Below are 22,292 nucleotides of genomic sequence, written 5' to 3'. Positions count from 1 at the left end.
ATGACTAAAAAGTTCGAGTATCCGGTTAGCAACTGGTGTTTTGATAAATTGGAACAGCGTATTCTTCTTTCTGGTGAGGCAATGATCGAGCCAGTGGAACAGCCGAATGATGCAGGCAGTTCAGATGAAGCAGGTGCAGATGTTCTTACAGCCAATGAAAAATCTGTCGAAAAAGTAGCTGGAATCAAAGACTATCAACCAGAAGTTGATGGTGCACTGGTTGACTTGCAACATGACGGCGTTCTCCCTAAACAGTCAGCAACTGCTGCTGAAATCCATCCTGAAAATGCTGGGCTGACTGATATTCACCTTACGCCAGATCAAGCCTTAGAAGCTCCTAACGGACTTGTCGTTGACGGTGATGAAATCCTCACCGGTTCCGGCAGTATTAGAGGCTCTGTAGTCAATGACGGAAAAGTTTCTCCCGGTAACTCTCCGGGAGTACAGTCTGTAGAGGCTTACTCACAAACTGCTGATGGTACACTGGTAATGGAAGTTGCTGGGACAGGTAATGCTGGTGATGCCAACGGCTTTGACCAGATTAATGTTGCAGGTAATGCTACCTTTGATGGAACATTAGAAATAAAACTGCTCGGCAATTTTACCCCCACTGCCGGACAGGTTTACGACATCATCAATTATACTAGCTACTCCGGAAAGTTTTCTGAATATAAAGGGCTTGAGCTTGGCAATGGCTTGAGCTTTAGACCTATCTACTCTGCAAACAAGCTTCAGCTTGAAGTTATTGAAACTCCAGGTGGTATGATGCCGGAGTTTGCAGACAGCGAAGAACTCGTCAAGTACCTTGATTTTATAGCGGATGCTGCCAATATCGACTCTGTCACTGTCAATGGCTCGTTTTCCATGGCAGGGCAAACGCTTGCGGGTGAATTTACATTCTCTTTTGCTGATGACCACTCTGGGTATGAGGTTCTTGTCTCCAACCTTACCGCTGAGATTGAAGGCGGCGATGCCTCAATTTCTCTAGTGAATGCCTCCGGTGCATTGTTTGTTACGGATAGCGGAGTTGCAGGCTCGTTGACTGGTGATGTTCGTATGGATGGGCTGACAGGCGTTGTTATGTCCGGCTCTGCAACCTATACTTTCAACACAACCGGCGCTGATATTAACCGAGCTGTCGGGGCAGTCTCAATCGACCTTGCCAGCGATGTTGCTGCGACAGTTCGTGGTAACATGAATCTGAAGATTGATAACCTTGCTGATATGCAAGGCTCTTTCGTTATTGAGCAGATTCGTTCCGGCAATAAATCTTCCCTGCGTATTGATGGCAGTGCCATTACCTCAAGAATAGGTTCCGGTGCTACTCTCAGCAATGGCTGGGTTGCCATGGTTGTGACCAATGGTGATTCCGGCATGGCGGGGTATGCATTAAGCGGTTCCGCGGATGTCGCTCTTTCATCTGGCAGCGGCATAACGATGAGTTCTACAGCGACGCTTAAAGCTAATACCCTGCGTCGAACTGTAGACGAGTCTTTCAATATTTCCGGTACGCAGCGTGCTATTAAGTTCGATGCAGTCGATCAGGTTCATCTGCTTGATGTTGGTAATCTGGATATGACACTTAATGCTGCGTTGGCTACACAGTTAGATGCAGCTGCTCAGCGTATTACCAGTCTTAAAGATAAGTTAGTTGCTTCAGTAGACGAAGATGGCAACATCACAGAGCCAAGCATCCTTGCTGAAACTATTCCCGGAACGGATGCGACTCTTGAAAGTCTGCTGGGGATGACCGATTTATTTAAAATCGGTGACTACATCAGAGCTTACCTCAAAACTATTACTGGTGCAGACTTAACTGGTGATGCTGCAACGATTCCAGTTGGTGATTATAGCGCGACTGGGGGAGTTCCAACCTTACAAGGACTGTATGCGTACCTTAAAGCGGAGTGGACTCCTGCACAGACTGGTGGGCTTGTACTTGGTCTCGTTGATGACGGATTCAAACTTGGTTTCAATAAAACTATAACTACCCGTAAATCGATTGAAATTGACTTTGGCAAAAAAGTGTCTGGCTATGGTCTGACACTGGATGACAAGCTCGTTGTGGATGTTGACGTTGCCAACAAAGTTGATTTTGGTGTGGTTGTTGATTGGAACACTGGCAATGCTACCTTTGAACTCGGTAACATGGATTACGAAATTCGTGCCGATCTGCATAACTTGCAGTTAGATGCAAGCTACGGGGCACTTGCTGTTCAGTTAGGCAATGATAGCCGTGGTGCATCTCTTGAAATCAACCTTACAGGTCGCTTAGGGCTTGATTCCAGCAACACATTTACCAACACCGTAATTTCAGATCGTATCTGCGCTGAACTTCCTGTATTTGCAACTATTGGTGGTGAATCTCTTGGCGGTGGCGAGCCTGCAACCATTGTAGTTGAAGGTTCTCCGCTTACTTCCAATGATGAATTTAACTACCGTGTAAAAAATTTCGATTCCTTCAAAGGTTTCTCCTCTTTTACTGTTGGTGATTTAATCCTCATGTTCCCTGAATTTATGGACATGTTGGAAAGTATGCAGAACTCCGACAGTTTTGCAAAGAAAATTCCGTTTGTTGAAGGCACGCTGGATCAAGTGTTTAATTTTGCCAGCGGGTTTGACAAAGCTGTATATTCAAAGATTGATTTTAACCGTCCACAAATAACTCTTCTGGATAACCTCTCAGGTACAGTGACAAAAGGTACTACTGAGATGGTTGTCGGTGACGGTATTACCCTTACCTCAGCTTTACTCAACCAGTATGTGACGTTTGAGGATGGTGTAACCCGCCAGATTCGATCTATTGATTTAGACACACGCACAATCACATTCAACCGTGCGTTTAAGGTAGATGCCAGCCTGAGCGGATTGAGCGTTAAGACTAAGAAAGAGCAGATAAAAACTGTTCAAGAGTTTACAAACGCTATTAACAAAGCAGGAATCCTGCCTGCTGGAATGACGGTTGAATACGATGTAGCTACCGGAAAATTTACGATTCCTATCGCGTTTGAGCATAACCTGACTCCGCTGGAAAAAGAGCTGGTTTTTGATTTCGATATGGGAGAGCTGTCTGGGTTAAACACCACTGCAAAAGGTGTAATTAAGCCGACAGTTCGTGGTGGGTTTAAGTTATTCTTTGATTTGGGTGATGCGTCCGTTAGCGGCAAAGACGGCTCTATCCAAAAAGGTAAAACTACCTTTACTTCGGACAGTGCGAACTTTGATGACTCTTTAGTCGGGTATACCCTTGAGATTGACGGGTACACATATAAAGTTGTTAGCGTCACTAACTCTACGACACTTGAGTTAGATCAGGCTGCCACAGTTGCTGTGAGCGGTGCAGCCTATGTGCTGAATGAAGCTGCCCGCATTGGCGTAGAAGATGTACGCATTAGTGCGGACATGTCTCTGACCGTGAACGATCCTGTTGTTGCTGCAAAAATCGGATATCTTGGCGTTACTGTGGGCGGCGGAGGTTCCGGTTCAAAAATTCAAGTATTGTCCTCTGCAACAGGCTCTTTGACTAAAGATTCCGGCAGTAAGCAATTTACTATTGATGAAATTACCAGCGGTAGTTTCATGGATTCCTTTGCTATCAATCTTACAGGAAGCGCTTCGGCGGTGCTCAAGCGTCTGACTGTTAATCCTGGGCTTGGCTCCGATATTCCCGTCAATGATACGGCACAGGTTGCGTTGTATGTGCAGGACTTCATTACTCCGGGGAGCACTGTTAAAGTTTCTCAGCCGATAGCAAACGCATTTGATCTTAAAAACTATGTAGATAGTGGTAAGGCGACTGCAAATGATACCGTGCTGGTGACACCTGATCTTGGTGACAGCTTTGCATTTAAGGATGCTTCATTCCTTGATATTATCCGTGCGTTACGTATGGGAATTGATTTTATTGAGCAGGGTGTGGGGCAAAACGATTTTTACAATGCTAATATCCCTCTTATCAACACATCTCTTGCAGATACGTTGTCTCTTGCCGATGACTTTTTAGCTGTTCTTGAGCGTGCTGGAGCAAACCCAGCTGGAACACTTCAGGAAGTTGAATCCTGTATCGAGAAGGCTCTTGGTATCAGCGAAGATAACAACGCGGATACGTTCGATCAGTCCTTTGCCTTGTACCTTGGTGAAGGCGGCATTCTTGGTATTCACCTTGATTACAAACAATTCTTCAGTAAGCTCTTTACCTTCAACCTTGATCTGAAAACGTTGCAGAATCTTGCAGGAGGACAACTGGCAGCCCTTGCAGGACTGGATATGTTGTCGGACAAGCAAGGTCGAGGCGCTGCGGCAAATATCAAACTGGATGGTTTCTTTGACCTTCAGCTTGATGCTGGATTGCGTTTCCCTGATGACAGCGAGCCAGAAATTTTCCTTTTTGATTCCGATCCTGACAATAGCGCTGTTAAGCGTGGCACTAAGGCTACGCTCGCGTATCGTGTAGAGGGTACTGACCTTAATATGGCATTTGATGCCGGTCCTCTGAGCCTCGGTGTAGAAGGCGGGGTAGCCGTTATCGACGGTGACGGACGTGTGGATACAAAAGATGACTACGCAACGTTGGTAGTGCATCTCGATCAGCTTGCTACAGATGCCCTTGAGGCTGGTTTAGCTGCTGATGAACTCGCCAGAATTCCTGAGACGGATGATGGGCGTTTCATGTTCGACGTCTACAAAGATGGCAAGAATCTAGGGCCGGAACTTCTGAAGTTTAACTTGAAGCCAGAAGTTTCCGGTAGGCTGTTTGTTGATCTGCCTGTCCGTCTTGACTTCGGTGGTATTGAAAATAATTTCAGCCAGCATCTTATTGTCAGCATGGCACCGGGTGCAGATCTTGGCGACTTGATGCCTGCCTTAAATGCTCCAGATGGAATTTCTGTACAGCCGATTGTTAAGATTCAAACACCAAATATTGTACAAAAATTTGAAGATCTTGGTGGCAGCTTCGGGCTCATGTCCATCCTTAATGATCCGGGTATAATCATCGACGGTATTGATGACAGCTTGGCTATGATTCAGGATGTGTTTCTTGATGGGTTTGGTGTCAAGCTGCCGCTTATTGGTGACGTGTTGGGAGATTTCAGCGGATTCATTAATGATATCCGGATCGACCTGTTAGCAGACTTACGACAGAACCTGACTATAGAGGGTGGATTGATTCGCCTTGTGCAGCAGAGTTACTTTGACGTGTTCTCCACAAAGCTTCATATCTTGCAGGACTCCGATAGAGACGGTGATATTGATATTGATGACGTTCTGGTCGGTTGGTACGATACTAACAGTGTCAAACTCGGCGATTGGGCGTTGGATGGCGAAATCCCGATCGATGTAGATTCGATTCAGTTTGATATGAAGCTCGGCGGTAACATCGTCGGTGCTAATGTTGATATTCCTCTCGATATTGATCTTCCGGGATTCAACCTTGAGCTTGATGGCGGGTTTGCGCTCGACATGGACTGGTCTCTTGATTTTGGTACAGGGATTAGTGGTGCAGAAGGGTTCTACATGGTCGCGCAGAACGATGATGATCCTGAATTTCAGGTGGATGTTGATATTCTGCTCGATAGCGATGTTAAGACCAAAGCCATCGAAGCATTTAACGGAGTCGGAAAGCTCGCCTTCTTTAAAGCTACCCTCACAGATAAAGATCATAATACGAATCAGGCAGGATTTCAGGCTAGCGGTCTGAGAGGCTCCTACCAGATGGATTTTGTCGGCGACAAGCGCGGACGCATGGGCTTGAACTACTTGAATTCCACACCAATGGACAAGGTTTTTGTGGATGAGTTCGATGTGGACACAGATATCAACATGGGCATCGTGCTTGAGGTGGATAGCGATAAAGTCCCTATGCCAAAGCTCGTGGCTGATTTAGTTATTGACTGGGATTACTCCAGCGTTACCGGAATGGATGAAGCTGATATTGGCTTTAAACACTTTGGTATTGATGTTGATTCGCTTGTAAATGACTTCCTGTTGCCGATTACCGAGCAAGTAAGCGACGTATTGTCTCCTTTGGACCCTGTTATCAGCAGCCTTTACACGAAAGTTCCCGGGCTGGACATGATCGGTGTTCACAACGTGATGGATGTTATCGATACTTGTATGCAGTTGCAGGGTAAATCCGCCATGGATTGGGGCTTTGTTAAAGCTGTAAAAGCGATGATTGACATGCCTGACACTGTGCGCGGTTGGGCGGATAATGGTGGCATTATCTACTTAGGTGATATCACCGGACTCGGTACTGATAATACATCTGCGCAGGAAAAACAGTCCCCTGAAGATCAGCAAAAGCTTGCTAAGCTTGAAGCACAGGAAGATAGCGTCGATAAAACCGGCAATGGTGGTGCAGGAGAAAAATCTGCACGCACCGGTTTCCGATACATGGAGTATATTACTGATCTTTCCAACTGGATGAGTATCCTTACCGGCGGTGATGCTACGCTCTTTACGTATGAAATGCCTATTATGAAGCAGGCGGCATCTGTAGATGTACCTATCTACGGGGTTAAGATGGGACCTGCCAAGTTTGGTGTATTCGCAACAGGTGATATTTCATTGGCTGCGGATATGGCGTTTGGATACGATACTTCCGGTCTGCGCAAATCTATGAATAGCGGTAACCCAATAGATGCGTTTGATGGTTTCTACGTGTCTAACGTGACCATGCCAGAATTTAGAGATGGCGCAATTGTTCCGGGAACGGGCGGTATGCCGAAGCCGGAGGTAATGTTTGATGTTTCCATCGGGCTTGAAGCAGGTGTTAATGCAGGCGTAGTTGCGGGTGGTCTCACCGGTGAAATTATTTTTGACGCTGACCTCGATCTCAAAGATATTGAAAAATCTGTGCTCACCAAAGATGCACAGGGCTACGTAACAAAAGTTGACTACGAAGATGACGGGAAAGTTCGCATGTCCGAGATCATGACCATGTACGGTTATGAGGGCAAAGGATATGTGAAAGGCTTTGGCAACCTGTTTAACCTTGAGACAGAGACCCGTGTAGAAGCGAATGCTTACGTAGACGTTAAAATTCCGATTGTGGGCAAGAAGAGAGTTATTGACCAAAACCTCTTTAAAAAGACCCTGTACGAAAAAGATGTTATGGCTCCAACCGTCAAACCGACCCTTGGTGTTGTTAATGGTGGAGTTCTGACTATTAATGCCGGTTCCCTCGCTGGAGATCGCGAGTACTTCAATACAGATGATTTTGGTGAAAGCTTCTGGCTTTACGGTGATTCAGGTGAAGTCGCCATTGAGTTCGACGGCTGGTATCAGACTTATAGTAATGTCAATAAAGTAGTCATCGATCTTGGTGACGGCGATGACATGCTTGACGCTTCACGTTTGAGTGGCGTGTTTGTGGATGTTCGCGGTGGCGCAGGTGATGACGTTATTCTTCTTGGTGATGGCGGTGGTCGTGTCCGTGGTGAAGACGGTAACGATACCATCACTGTCATGTCCGGCAACACAGGGACAATCCTTGATGGCGGTGCAGGTAAAGATAAGCTTACCGGTGCAGCAGGCGATGACACCCTCATCGGTGGCAGCGGTAATGACAGACTTTACGGTAATGCAGGGGCAGACAGTCTTGAAGGCGGTAGCGGTGCAGACCAGTTGCGTGGCGGTGCCGGAAACGACACGTATGTGTTTAAAGACAATTATGGTTCTGACAGATTCTCTGATACACAGGGTGAAATTTCTCTCGATTTCTCCGGTGTTACCGCTGGGCTGGATATTTCCGTTGGGCGCAATGGTGTAAGTGCTGTTAACGCTGATAGCGGCGAGTTCCGTATAAGCACTGGTAAAGTGACTTCTATCGTTCTCGGCTCTGGTGATGATAACGTACGCATCAATAGTTTTGTCGATTGGTCTGTAGATATTACCGATAACGGCGGTAACGATGACTACCGCTTCACTATGGGACGCTCACAGGCTCGAGGTGCGAGTGGAACATACAATGTTACTGATACCCTTGGTGATTTTGACGAAGTAATTGCCACTCAGACTCGTTTAGATAAAGCGATCTTCATTAATAGTGGTCAAGTGGATAACGGACGTGAAGTCGTTAATTTTGATGCTGGTATTGATCGTCTGACACTGGCTGGCAAGGGTTCCAATTACAACGGAAGTGAGATCAAATCATTTGGCGGCGATGTCTTCTACGACACAAAAGCCTCAAACAATATTTCAAACCTTGGCTCTACAGGGTTCAGAGCAGTTGCTGATGAAGTGAGAATGGACAGCGCTGTTAAAGCCTCGCATGTCATTTTGGATTCATTGTCTACTCTGACTGTTGATGAGCGTCTTATCGCGACTTCCAACGGGTATGTAGATATCCGTGCATACGGCAATGATGCAGACATCATCTTCGATGCAGACGTCATTGTTTCTGCGGGGAGCGGTGATGCTGGTGACGGTGCCGGATGGATTCGCATGATTAGCGCGGATGGTTCTATTTTGCGTGGAGCAAGTGGAGCTGAAATTCTGGCAGCCGGAAGTTATCTGCAACTTAAGGCGCATAACGCTATAGGAACTAAGTCGTCTGCACTTCTCACTAAAGTTAAAGATTTGACTGCTGTTACAAATGCTCGTGGCGCAGGCGATATCGTTATTACCGAATCTGATGACGTGAATGTCATTGTAGAACGTGCAGTAAGCGGCGTTGAAGATGCTGGATTCCGTTTTGATACAGCGCATGGCGAAGATCACTGGGAATCTAGCGTTGAGTGGGACGATGCAGCAACAGCTGACTGGACTACCTTGTTACAGCGTGGACGCACTGATTACGCTGTAGAAGTCGGTAATGGTGACTTTGTTCTTACACAAACTGGAAAGGATGCCCTGCTTACTCTTGAATCCGGTGTTATCCATACCAAAAAAGCTGACGGTGACATTACGCTTACCGTTGATGATATCGATTTTAAATCGGGTGCTGAAAAAGTTATCGGCACGGGTGATTTAAATATTCGAGCAAACCAGCAGGCATGGAAATATCTGTTTGGGTATGCAGCTGAAGCGCCGCTTACTGGGGCTGAATTGGCTCGTGATGATGTTGCCAATTTGCATACTATGTCTATGGGTATGCGTGATTTTGCGGCACTGGCAGACGGATTCAATAAAATTACTATCGGACGTGCGGACGCTGGCAACACCATGGTTATTGGTGACCTTCTGCATGCTACACATGTTAAGCGTACTCCATCGGTAGCCCGCGATGTTCAGGCGACCTTGCGCGATCACACTGTGTTCCAGTCTGCTGATATACAGATCGCCGGTGATGTGCGTGCGGATAATAATACAGTAGAATTTCATGGAACCACGATGTCAGTTCGTCCGCAGAACTATCATGACCCAATCGGTCTTCCAGATTCTGGCGTACGTGGTGAAAATGTAATTATCAATGTTACAGATCAGCTGCATGTGGGTGGCTGGGTGATTGGCGACGATCTTATTGATATCGATGTGACCGCATCTACCGGAACCAACCCTACCTCGTCCGGAGCATATGTTCAGCCTCCTAATGGAATCCATTCCTTCTTTATGGATTCAGGAGCGCGCATTGAGTCTCTGAATGCAAACTCTAGAATTGATATCAATACCAGCCACGCCATGCAGGCAGCCGGTACAGTAGAAGCTAAAGGGAATGCATCAGCTATCAATATTACAGCTGGAACAGACTTCCTGCTTAATGAAGGCGGACGATTAGTTACACAAGGGGCTGATTCTCGAATCAGCGTTGATGCTGGTGGCGTACTGGCTCTTAACTCCGGTTCAGCAACCTTTGCAGGTATTCGTTTTGCTGCCGATGGTATCACTCCGATTTTGACAGGTGCAAATGCTGATATCAGCTTGAGTTCTGGAAATGAAATGCTCATTGCCGGTTCCCTGACTGTTTCAGGCGGACTTGCTGTTTCTTCTGGTGCTTCCGTGCACGACAATGCTGAGTATGGTGATCCAGATCATGCCAGCTATCTCGCTCAGTATACTATTTATAATAAATCAGCATACTTCAAAAATTTAAAGCAACTGGATGCAGATCATTACCTTGCAGACCATGATTCCGGCTACGGTTTGATGGTTACAGGTACCGTCACATCTCTTGGTGAGAACCGCAAAGTCGTGCTGGGTTCCAATGATGACTTCATCCTGCGTGGCAATATTCACGTTACTGGTGAAAATTCTGACCTGACGCTGCATTCAGACTCCTTCACATACATTGAAGGATTTGTAGATACGACAGACGATCTTACAGTTCTTGGCGGGATAGGCACGGACGGAACCGATCATGGCGGAAGCGATATGCATTCTACCAGCGTGTACCTGCACGATACAGCGCAAATGCGTACAACTGGTAACGATGCTGACATCGTAGTGAAAGGCTCAAAGGACGTTGATGTTTACGGCGTTCTGCTGGCAGGTGGTTCTGTAGGAAAATCAGGAGTTATCTGGTCCGGTCTAGGTGCAGACCTTAGTGTATCCGCAGGTGAACAGTTGTTGCTTGGCAGCGGGCTTCTTGCAGCAGGGAATGTTGCTGTAAAAGGCGGAACTCCAGGTTCTGACGATGAAAAGCGCGGACTCCTTGTCACAACTGCTGGTGGCATGACTGCACGGGGATACCAGAACGAAGGCGGTAATATTACTATTACCGGTTCCGGCAATATGGAGATGATGGGTACTCTTGTTGCGGGTGGCTCACTGGTGCAGAACTTTGACGACGACGGAAACCTTCTTTCTCAGCATGTCAATTGGTCAGGTGTCGCTGGTCAGGTTGATATCGATGTGCAAGGTCAAGCTTTCATCGGTGGTAACACCGTAACCAAAGGTGGAACCCCGACGACTACAGGCGGGTACATTCATTCTGCTGGTGATGTAACTATCGAAGGTGGTATGAATGACAGCGGCATGGGTGTTCGTGTTCATGGCGCTTCTGAAATTGCAGTCAAAAAAGCTGATGGAAATATTACTATTACCTCCGCAGGTGATGCAGAAATTATTGGTCTGTTAGCTGCTGGTGGACAAGTTAATCAGGTTCGTGATGCGTCAGGAGTCTACCAAGGTCGTATAATTGAAACCTTTGGTGGTGCATCTGCAATTCGGATTGAAGCAGAAAAGCAAATTCGAGTTGGTGTGGGACTCAAAGCCGGACGCTCCATTGATCTTGTAGGCGGTACTGGTTCCGCTGATACGAATTCTCGATACGCTGACCGAGGTATTGTATTACAAGGCTCGGCACAGCTTGAAACATGGTTGGAAAATTCTACAATCAATCTCAATGCCCCGGGGCGTATCGATGTTCTTGCCCCAGCACATACAAATGAGATTCTTGCTAAAGCGTGGCCGTATGCTGCAAATGGTGTGCTGCCTCAAGATGTTACTCTTGACCTTGTTCTTGATAAGGTCAGCTACGATATTAGCGCTACGGTAACTCTTTCCGCAGCAGACACCGCTGATAATACGAGCATCAATGACTTGCTCAAAGATATTCAAGCGGCACTGGAAGCAGCTGATTGGAAAATTACCCGTTCCGATGTTGATACGTACACAGTTGGCGATTCGTACACAGATTTTGCTGATGACCCTTCAAGCGCTCTTGTTGACCCTGATATGAAAGTTAAGCTGCGTGATGGTCGCTTGATTTTGACCGGACCGTACAGCATGACTTTGAAGTCTTCCTCAGTTAACGCTGATCTGCTTGGATTCGATACTGTTTCTGACGATCTCACCTCTGGTTTGTACTACGCAATTGATGCCCGTAATGCTGGCTCTGTAGTCAACCTTGGTGCAGAAAATGGACCGAACCAAAAAATCTACGTAGCTGGCAAGGTTATCGCCAATAAAGCTATCAATATGTACTCCGGTACTTCTCCGGATGGTAAAGACATTGATATTGATGCTACTGGCGTACTGGAAACCGTAAATGGTTCTATCAAGTTTAATGCTGGAGAGAACGGTGAAATCTGGGGTGACATCATTGCTGGTGGCGAAGGCTCAGATATCATTCTCAATGCTGATACAAGCCTGACTATTCGTGGCAATCTTAAAGCCTACGATGATGTCATTATTACAGGTGGTTCTGTTCAGTCTGAAGGGCAAGAAAGTCTTCGTGTCGAAGGCACTTCTAAAATTCTCTCCACTGGTGGAGGCGGTGAGCTTAAATTAAGCGGTGTGAATGACGTTGTTATCAACGGCGTTGTCGGCACAGGCTCTAACACTCTTTCAGCAGTTGACGTTAGCTCCGAACATGGAAAAGTCACTGTTCTTAAAGAGTCCGGCTTAATTACTGCGGATACCGGACTGACCATCTCCGGTAAGGATGTGGATATTCAGGGTGTTATTCAGTCTACAGCGCAAAATATAGACGGTGCGGAAGTCGATATTCGTGCTCAGCGTAATTTGACTGTGCAGGCTAATATCAATGTGCAAGCTGACCTTGCTCTCCATGCTGGCAACACTGTAGATATTTTTAATTCTGTAATCAAAGTTGAGAGCGCAGATTCTACCCTTACAGTGACTTCTGACGGAGATATTACATCTTCGAAAGGAGCCATTGCTTCCGGTCATAAATCAGTCCCAGATGGTGACTACTACTATCAGGGTGCGACAATTCAAGGCACAGGTATTGTAACCTTCGATGCGGCAGATGAGTTAACTATTGGCAACGCTGTTCGGGTAGGAACTAGTGAAGCTAACAGTAAAATTGTTCTCGAAGGTTCGACGGTGACCGTTATTGGTTCTGCTCTTGCGGGGGCAACGTTCGAGAAAGACTCCGAAAAATGGACTGGTGCTGACTCTACCCTCGATATTAACGCCTCTGAGCGCGTTAACGTGGGGGGAGAGATTCTTAATGAAAAGCTCATTGCAACACAGCAGGGCGGTACGCTGCAATCATCAGGTGATCTGACTATAGATGTTGTTGGCGGTAGCAATGCGGTTTCTTTGAGTCAGAATTCTCTTTCAAGTATCACTGCTGATGCTTTGGAGCCTCCAGTGGTTACCCCTGAAGCTGGTGGCGACAAAGAGCACGAAGCACAGGTGAGTGATGCGCCTTCCAGCCATGTTGTTATCAACACTGATCACGGCATTGTAGTAAATGGCTTGATACAAGCTAATGACGCAGCCGGTACAGTAAGCATTACCACTGGCGATCAGGCGCATTTCAACGGAGTTGTCGAAGCTGGCAGAAATATTACTGTGACAGCTGGTGATGACGATACTGGTATTTCAATCCTTTCTGAAGATCACGTTTACAAACGTGACAGCAGCGGAACGTACTTTGTCGACACGAACGGTCGTTTGATGGACGGGTTAGGCAACCTTGTTAATGCTGACGGAAACTATGTAGATGAAGCAGGTGTGTTGCTTGCCGACGGAACCTCCCCTGTTAAAGGTGCTGACCCTGTACGCTTGTCTGGTGCGACATTTGATGTTGCTGCCGGTGGAACCATCGATTTCTCCGCAGTAGATGATATCTATTTAGGCGGTCAGGTTGGGCGTCCGGTTAGCAAAGATGGAAAAATCTCTGTCAATCCGGTTGAAATCAATATTGCATCTTCTGCTGGCAACAGTAAAATTGGCGGCTTGGTCAATGCGCTGAACAAAGTCACCGTAACAGGTAAGGATGCGACTGTTCTTGCAGGCGGTGTTGTACGTACCCGTTCTGATATCGGTGAAGTGTTCTTCAATGTATCCGGCAATATTTTAGTAGCTGGCGATGACGGCGTAAAAGGCGCAGGAATGGTTACCGCTGCTGAGCGAGTACATTTCTTCGGTGATAACGTCCGGCTTGATGGCAATATTTCCGCTACCGCTGATGCAGATTCATTGATTCTTGCCAATGGCGTGGCGTCAGTAATCGTCGGGGGTAAGCTTGTTTCTCAAGGTAACATAGAACTGCGTGGCGGTGTTGGTGCTGACTGGACAGAAGAACAGCTGACAGCCGCTAGTGTTGATGTATCTTCCCTTGGCGATGCATACGTAAAAGTAGTTGGTGCAGGCTCAGTACATTCTGAAGGTGATATTAATATTACCGCAGGCGGTGATTTTGGTGTTGCTTCTGAAGCACAGCTTGGTGAGGGGCAAAAATCAATTCAGGTTCCTATTATTACCAATAAAGCGCATAAGGTTAAGGTTGTAACAGGGTACAACCAGATAGCTGACGGTTTTATTACGGTTCCAGAGGTAACATGGATTACAACCACTGTTTCTGAACAAACAGGCAGCACAGAATTTAAAGATGGTGTTTCCTTTAAGACGATGGATGTAACTCTGACGCAGGTTGGATATTACAAGGCTAGCACCAACGTTACACGCCAATACTTTATTGAAGGCAGTGGCGGAGATTACAGTAACGATGATGTGAACTGGGATGCCACTGGTGCTAGTGATCCTAGACTTAATAGATCTGGGTACTGCGGTTTTAATACATTGAATGATCTTCAGAGAGCAGCTGTTCTGAAACATTTAGGGTTTAAAGCACTGTATAACTTCTCATCATCCAACCATAAGTTGCACCGTGTAATTAACGGTAATGCTACAGAAGATAACTGGACACCTAAATGGCTTACTAATGCCCAAGAGATTGTACACATCAACGTTGCTGGCTGGAATGACAAGTATATCCGAATGCCAAAAGATGCGGCGAAAGATGTTTTGAGTGTAATGAGCAAGGGTGACATTAGCAAAAAGGATGTGCTTGTCGGGCAAGCGCATGAAGAAGCTACTGTTACATATACTCAGGTGGGGTCTGCACATACTGCATCCACATATTATGAGAAAGAGCCGTGGGAAACAGACGGTAATGGTAGCGTTCGGGTTGATGTAACAGATGACGATGGTGAAGATGCCAGATGGACGGTCTCGTATAAGACCGGAAGTGGTAAGATGTACTATACCCTTAATGATGGTCATACCGGCTCTCATGTGGATATTCCTGACTGGACTATACCATCAGACCCTGCGGATACATTGAAGACTCATGATGGAAACAGTGGTGGTAACCTCTCAGACCTGAAAGCAACCGGACTTTCCAAATATTTTTCTGAAACAGAAAGTCTGAGTAATAAAACGGTTGTTCGCCAGTATAGTAAGGTTGTTGGGGTCGATAACGCTGGTGGCGGTTATGTTGCGCGTCAGTATGTTATTCCTATGGATGGGTATCTTGCTAAATTTTATAGGCAGTTTGATGCTGCTGTTCAGGCTGCAACAGCTCAGGGTGGAAAACTGGTACAATTTAACTCTGATACAGAACGCTTACATGTAGAAAAAATTGTAAAAGATTTAGCTAAGAGCAAAGGATATGTCACCCTGGCAACTATGAACTTCATTCTTGGAGGCTATGGGGATACTGCTACGTATAAAGAACCAAAGATTGAAGGTTTATTTGATTATTTACAGCCATTTATGAAGTATCACTGGAATAATGATACTGAGGTTTCTGCTGATTCAACCCAATGGTATCACTATAGTACCTATAACAAGCCGCCGCATACTTCATCTGGTATAGGAATGCAGCCAAACTTAGAACGTGACGCACAACTTTTTAAACACCTTATGTGGAGACCTAGGCACGATGGGTATGAAATTGATAATACGCAGATGGTGTATAGTGGGATAGGCGATGATATGTACAGCAGTAGCATGGGGGGTGACTATGGGAGTGGCTGGTCCGGATTAGGTATCATTGTCGAAATAGACCCTAAACTCACCGCTCAAAATGTTACCGAAGAGTTTAAAGACTACTCTTACGATTGGGCTTCTCATGATGAAGGCGTGTACGATAAACGAAAAACGTTGCATTATTCTTATACGTCGCAGACTGTCGACCACTATGGAAGCCGACCAGAATACCGTACATACGACACTACAACCAAGGCTGTAAAAGACAAACAAATTACTGTTTGGCGAAATGAGGCAGTTTATGGTGATCAAAATGTCTTTACCACTGAACGAGTTATGGACGAGAAGCTTGTTGGGTGGGGCAAATTCGACAGCAATGCTTTGGAAGCCAAAGGTGATATCAATGTAGTCACCGGGGATGATATTTCTGTAAGTGGTCAGGTTAAGGGCATCGGAGATGCTTCCACTGTGACAATGACTGCTGGCGGTGACATTACTGTGGATGGTGCGGCACCTTCCGGTGGGGCAGGAGACGAAATTTCTGCTGAAGCGTTAATCGAATCTCCGGGTGAAATTCGTTTCGATGCTGTTGGAACTATCACATTTGGAGATGCTTCAGCCGTTAGAACTACCCTTGATGAGACTGATGTCATCGTTAATGCAGGTGCAGACGCTGTTCTGAACGGTGATATGGAAGTCCTCGACTCCATTGTTGTTCAGGCTAATGATGATATCAATGTCGGCGGTCACTTGAAGGCTGCTAATTACATCGATATTCACGCAGGTCAGGATGGCACAGGTGGATTTACTGGCAGCGAAGGTTCCTTGCTCGAAGTTACTGCAACGCCTGATCCAGTTGAACCGGAAGCGGGCGCGCACGAAGAAAGCAATACAGGCGGTAATGCTGAATTTGCTGAATCTGGCGGCGCACGTGCTAGTGAGAAAGAAGCTGTATCTGACGAAGAAAAAGGTGCAAGCGATTCCGGTGATGTTGTGCATGCAAATGATGCAGATGCTGACAGTGTATCCGAAGGTGATAGCGGAGAGTCTAGCCCTGTTCTTCTCGAACGGAAAAAAGGCTCTGTATATCTTACTTCCGGTAAAGACTCTGGCGACATGCTGCTTACTGGTGCATCTATCACTAGCCTTGGCTCTGTGGAGCTTACCGCAGAAGGTGGTGCTGTTAAACAGACTGGCGGCGTCATCGAGTCAGCCGAACTTATCGGACTCAGCAAAAATGGTTTCACTGCCAATACGTCCATCGATACCCTTACTGTCTCTAATACAGGTGACGGCGGATTATCTATAGTCAACTCCAAGGCTCTTAATATCGCAGACTTTGATACCGCAGACGGTGGCATCAGCGTAACAACATTCGGTGCGCTCAATGCGGGTCGATTGACCACTGCGGGCATGGGCGATGACGATGACATCAGCATCCGTGTCTACGGAGCGGGTGTTACGTATGACACTATTGCTGTTGGCGAGGGCGGAGACGGTGACATCTCCATCAAAGTGCAGGGTTCTATTACCAACACAGGTAGCGAATCCCGCATGATCGGTGATGAAATTGCCATTGAAGTTCCTGGTGAAATTGACATCGTTACCGTTGCTAATTCTCTTGATCTCCATTCTTACCAACTTGGTGATATCACAGTTAGGGATATCAGCGACGACGGCGTGAATCTTAAGAATATCGTAGCTGGTGAAGGTGAGGTCAGCGTTACAGCTGCTGGTGACGTGGGCGTTAAAAATGTTCATGTGATTAGTGAGCGTCGTGATTTCAGTTTGACTTCAGGCGGACGTATTTTCGGCTTGAACAATGGCAACCAGCCTATGATTATTGCCGACCAGCTGAGTATGTCCGCTCAAACCGGAATAGAAGGGCTGACAACCAGAATTAACGAACTGTTAGATGTTCAGACTGCTACTGGCGATATTTCCTTCGTTAATACGGAAGATGCTACCGATAATCGTGCAGATTTGACCGTGACCAAGGTTATTACAGGTGATGGTAATATTTCTTTGACCACTGATGGCGTGTTGATGGCATATAACGCTCATGCAGGCGGAGCTGACTCCGAACTTCTGTTACGATCAACCGGTTCTAGCGTTGTTGTACGCGATACCGGTGCTGAGCAGGGTATTTGGAGCGGAAGCGTTCTTGAATTGGATGCAGCAGGTAAGCTTGATCTTGAAGTGAACGTTGATGCGGAAAATGATTTGACGCTGCGTAGTGGGGAGATGTTTGTCATACCAACTACCGGAACCTACCGTGCTGACAACATTACCATCGAATCAGATGAAAATATTACACTCGAAAATGATCTCGTTTTTGGTGGCGGAAAAATTGAGTTTATTTCAAAGCGTGATGTTGTTCTTACTGGAAGCATTTCGTCTTCAGATGGTTCCGCTGTAGATCTTCTCAAAGTTACAGCAACAGCCGAGAACCCACAGGTAGTGTACAAACGCGATGCAGATTTGCAGTATGTGATGCGTAAAAATACCGCCGGTGATGTTGTGCTGGAAACTCCTTCAGGACACCTTGTTCAGCACAAACATAAAGGGCTGTACGCGTATAAAGCATACTATGCACCAAAGATTGAAGGTGCATCTTTGAACGACCCTAGAATTCAGCCACGCATTATTACGGTTCTTACACAGAATGCTGATGGCACGGGCACTATTTACGCTCTTGATGGAACTACCGTGTTGGAAAGAGACATCTTTGATGCGCACGGAAATAAAGTGCTGACAGCCAAGCGCTACACAATTCTTGATAAAGACTCTGTGGATGTAACTTCCCATATTAATCCAAATGACTACCAGTATGTTACCATTACAAAAGCATCGAGCAAAATTGCTCTTAATGTTGGTGACAAACAGTTTGATAGGTTTGAGATTAGCGCTGGCGGAACAACTGGCGTAATTGAAATTGATGCAAACAGCGATCTGATCTTTGAGGATGGCTTTATTCGTGCCAGTGCTGAAATTGATATTACCACAACAGGAAAATTGACTGCTGGCGAAAATGTCATCGGCGGTTACAACGGTGATAACCCTGAGATCATTAAACTGACTTCAGGCAAAGACATGGTGGTAGACAGCGAATTGAGCGTTGTTGACGGTCAGCGCTGGATTGAAAACGGCATGAAGCCGATTGAAGGCTCTATCACGTTGTCTTCTGGTGGTACAATCACCAGCACTGTTGAAAAAGCTGTTGCACGAGGTACTAAGCTGAAAACCAGTTCTGCCAGTGACGTTGCTTTGACTACTAATGTGGATAAGCTTGATGCAACAGTTCATGGAACGGGTAAACTGAAGATTGCTGATAGAGGCAGTCTGCATGTTGAAAAAGCTCACATAGCTCAAGGCATGATCGATATTTCAGCACAGTCCGATCTTGAAATTGCTGATGCTAAAATGTTTGCCAATGCAATTAGCAACACTGTTGTACTGACCAGCTTCTCAAGCGATGTTTACGTTGATTCTGTAAGTGCCGGAAGCCAAGGGCTGGTTGTTATCAATGCGAAGGGCGCTCTTAAAGAGCTTTCTCCAAACGATCCTGATAATGATATCACTGCGAATACATTGCTGGCATTGACCGATGCAACAACGACTGATGTAGAGTATCAAGCTCCTACGCATATCATTGGTCGAAATCAGGATATTAATCTTGAAATTAACAGTGACTTCTATCTGTTTGGCGACTTTGGTGGAAATGTAAACTTACAGGTTCACGGCACGCTCTATATTTCAGATACCAGCGCAAAGAATTATAACCTTCAGGTGGATGAAGTTTCACGCGTTGAGGGCGACCTTGTGACGACTGGTGTGCTTGATCTTGATGCAGAGGGTGTGGAGCTAGCAAACGGCGCTTCGCTTTCCGGTAACGCTATGACGCTAGCAGCCCGAAGCGAAAAGCTTACTATGGCGGACGGAAGTTCTATTACTGCTGGTGCTGGCGGCATGTCTGTCACCACATCTGGCGATATGGTGCTGCATGATGTCTCTTCCGGTGCAGATATCAATCTTCTTTCTACAGATGGTGCGATTCTTGACGGTAATAGTGATGAAAGTGCAAACATCACAGCTGAAGGTAATGCTTGGCTGAATGCTAAAAATGGAATCGGTGTAGCCGGAGGAGAAGACTTTGATATTACAGTTAAAGGAACTCTCGGTGCACGGGTAACATCTGGCGGCATTGCTATTCATGACACTGCCACTATTACAGTAGGTGATCGCAACATTCAGGCTGTTTCCGGCGCTGTTAACTTGGTTGCTGACAATGACCTCGCTATTAATGGTGCCGTCACTTCCGGCGATAACGCAATTGCGCTTAGCGGCGAAAATGTTCGCTTACATGCTGCTGGCTCAATCAATGCAAGTTCTGATGTCAACATTGTTGCTTCAACTGGTGCATTTGAGCAGAACGCTTCGGCAACTATCACTTCTACAGGTGCTGGAGTGTCCGTTGATGCAAAAACAGAAGTGACTGTTGCTTCTATTACTGCCGACGGAGACATAAGCATCGACGCACAAACTGGTGCTGTAGCGCAGGATACTGCATCACTCCTTACCTCTTCAAACGGTGGCGTTACTATCACTGCGGAAAAAGATGTAAATGTTGCAGCAATTACTACCAAAGGTGATGTAACAGTAACTTCTCAGGCTGGTACATTCGATCAAAATGCTTCTTCAAGTATCACATCTTCTGATGGTGGCGTAACTGTTGAAGCAGGAAATGCTGCAAACATCCGTTCTATATCTGCTGAAGGTAATGTTCTTGTAACATCTCGTACTGGAACAATCTTTGATCTTAGTGAAGCTGACAGCGCGGCGATTACATCCTTAAGTGGTGTGATAAACCTTACTGCGGCTGTCGATGTGGGCAAGGTTGATAAAGCAATGTCCGTTGATGGTAAAGTCGCAGCAGATGCTGAGAATGATATCTACCTAGAGGGTATTAATGGACTCCGTACCGGAACTGGTGGAATTACCTCTCATGGTGGTAATGTAGAGCTTTCAAGCACTGGTGAAATTGACATCAGCCACGATGTTACAGTAGCGGACGGAACACTTTCCATTGATGGTGATTCTTTGCAGCTTAAAGGAAGCGTTGTTGCAGATTCAGTAACTGCAGTAATTGCTAAGCTCACTTCAATTGCAGCTGAAGGCTCTCTTGCAGCTACTGACGGTTCCGTTGAAGTTACCTCAGGTTCTATAGTTCAGGCAGGTAAAATCCAAGCTGAAGGAAGTAACGATATTACTGTTACATCCACAGAGGGTTCTATCGAAATGATCGATGAGGCTGGCACTGGTGTCGGTGGAGCACTCATAACTGGTGACGGAACAATCACATATGTCTCTGCTACCGACCTTAAAGCTGGAACATTCGAGAGCAAAAAAGATGTGTACCTCACGGCACAGGATGGCTCTATAGTGGATGCCTTTGACGATGCGCCTGTGAAATTCGATGCAGCAGATTTTGCCAAAGCGACCCTTAACGTTGTTGCGGAAAATCTTTTTGCAGAAGCAACAGGAAAAATTGGTGATCCTGAAGGCAACGCCCTTGATGTGCAGGTGAAAAACTTATCTGCACTAAGTGGTGAGGGAACTCATATTTGGGCGCGCGGTGGTGTACAGCTTGTTGATCCGGGATTGATTGTCGACGGTGATGGAGATTTGATTCTCTACACTGATGGTGATGTTACCTACGATCCTGATGCAACGACTGACCCATTGTATGGCGTAACTGGTGAAGGTAAAACCTCCTTCACTACAGGCTTTGTGGTTCCACCGGTTGCCCCTAGTTCAGGTGGCAGCCATGGAAATTGGGATACGGATTCCGATAGCACGGCTGATAATTCAGAAAATAGTAATCCGCTGAGTGGCGCTACCTCAACTACGCAGCCTTCAAGCTATCTCGAAATGCTGAAAGATCGCAATGACGATAGTCAGCAGATGGCTGGAGAGAATGTTGCACTTTCTCAGCAGGCTTCAGTTCTTTCAGATGTTTTCGGTGAAGATTTGCCGCAGCGTATTTTGGAAGACATGTTTGAAGAAAGCGGATTGCATTTAGCTGAAAATGCTCAAGAACGTTTCGACGAAGGAACGTCTAAACAACAAATTATTTCTGGCTCAAGCCTTGTTGAAGAAATTGCTGAAGCACGAGGCAGTTACAGAGAGAGTCTGATAGGGGATGCTTCTGGTGATAGGGAATCGCTTGATTCTTCCCGTATGTCTCTTTTGAGTGAATTGCAGAGTGAATCAGCGGATACCTCTGTTCTTGATTTGCGCTTTGGAGAAGCTGACAAGATTTTTGACAGCCCTGTTTTTGGTGAAGAAAGAAACGGCTCTGTTGAGTCCGTTGAAAGAACTTTCTTCATGGATAGGAATGAAGGTGACTTCCTTCAAAATACACGTCCAGCCAGCGAATTGGGAATACTTCCAATGGTTGATGAACGTGATGTGGACGGATTGATACAGATTTCTGAAGATATACCCGGTGTTCAAGGGGGGGCTGCCAGTGAAGACTTTGTATCTGAAGATGGTGCGCTGTTGCAAGGTCTCCAGCCTGTTGAACCAGAAGTATCGTCTGAGCCTGTAAGCGACTCTCAATAATTTTGAGGGTGTACCTCGTTATAACCGAAAAAAGTTTTTGA

1 protein-coding gene is annotated in these 22,292 nt (G+C 46.2%); it reads left to right on the top strand.

Features of this window, described 5'->3' with window-relative positions:
- The gene (locus tag N4A56_RS10710; RefSeq protein WP_295547180.1) at nucleotides 1-22,251 is read left to right on the top strand and encodes an LEPR-XLL domain-containing protein; all 22,251 of its coding nucleotides are present in this window, start codon (nucleotides 1-3) and stop codon (nucleotides 22,249-22,251) included.
- Nucleotides 22,252-22,292: the final 41 nt, after the last annotated feature.

The sequence above is a fragment of the Halodesulfovibrio sp. genome, assembly GCF_025210605.1.
Classification (GTDB): Bacteria; Desulfobacterota; Desulfovibrionia; order Desulfovibrionales; family Desulfovibrionaceae; genus Halodesulfovibrio.
This window is presented reverse-complemented; position numbering and strand designations above follow the sequence as displayed.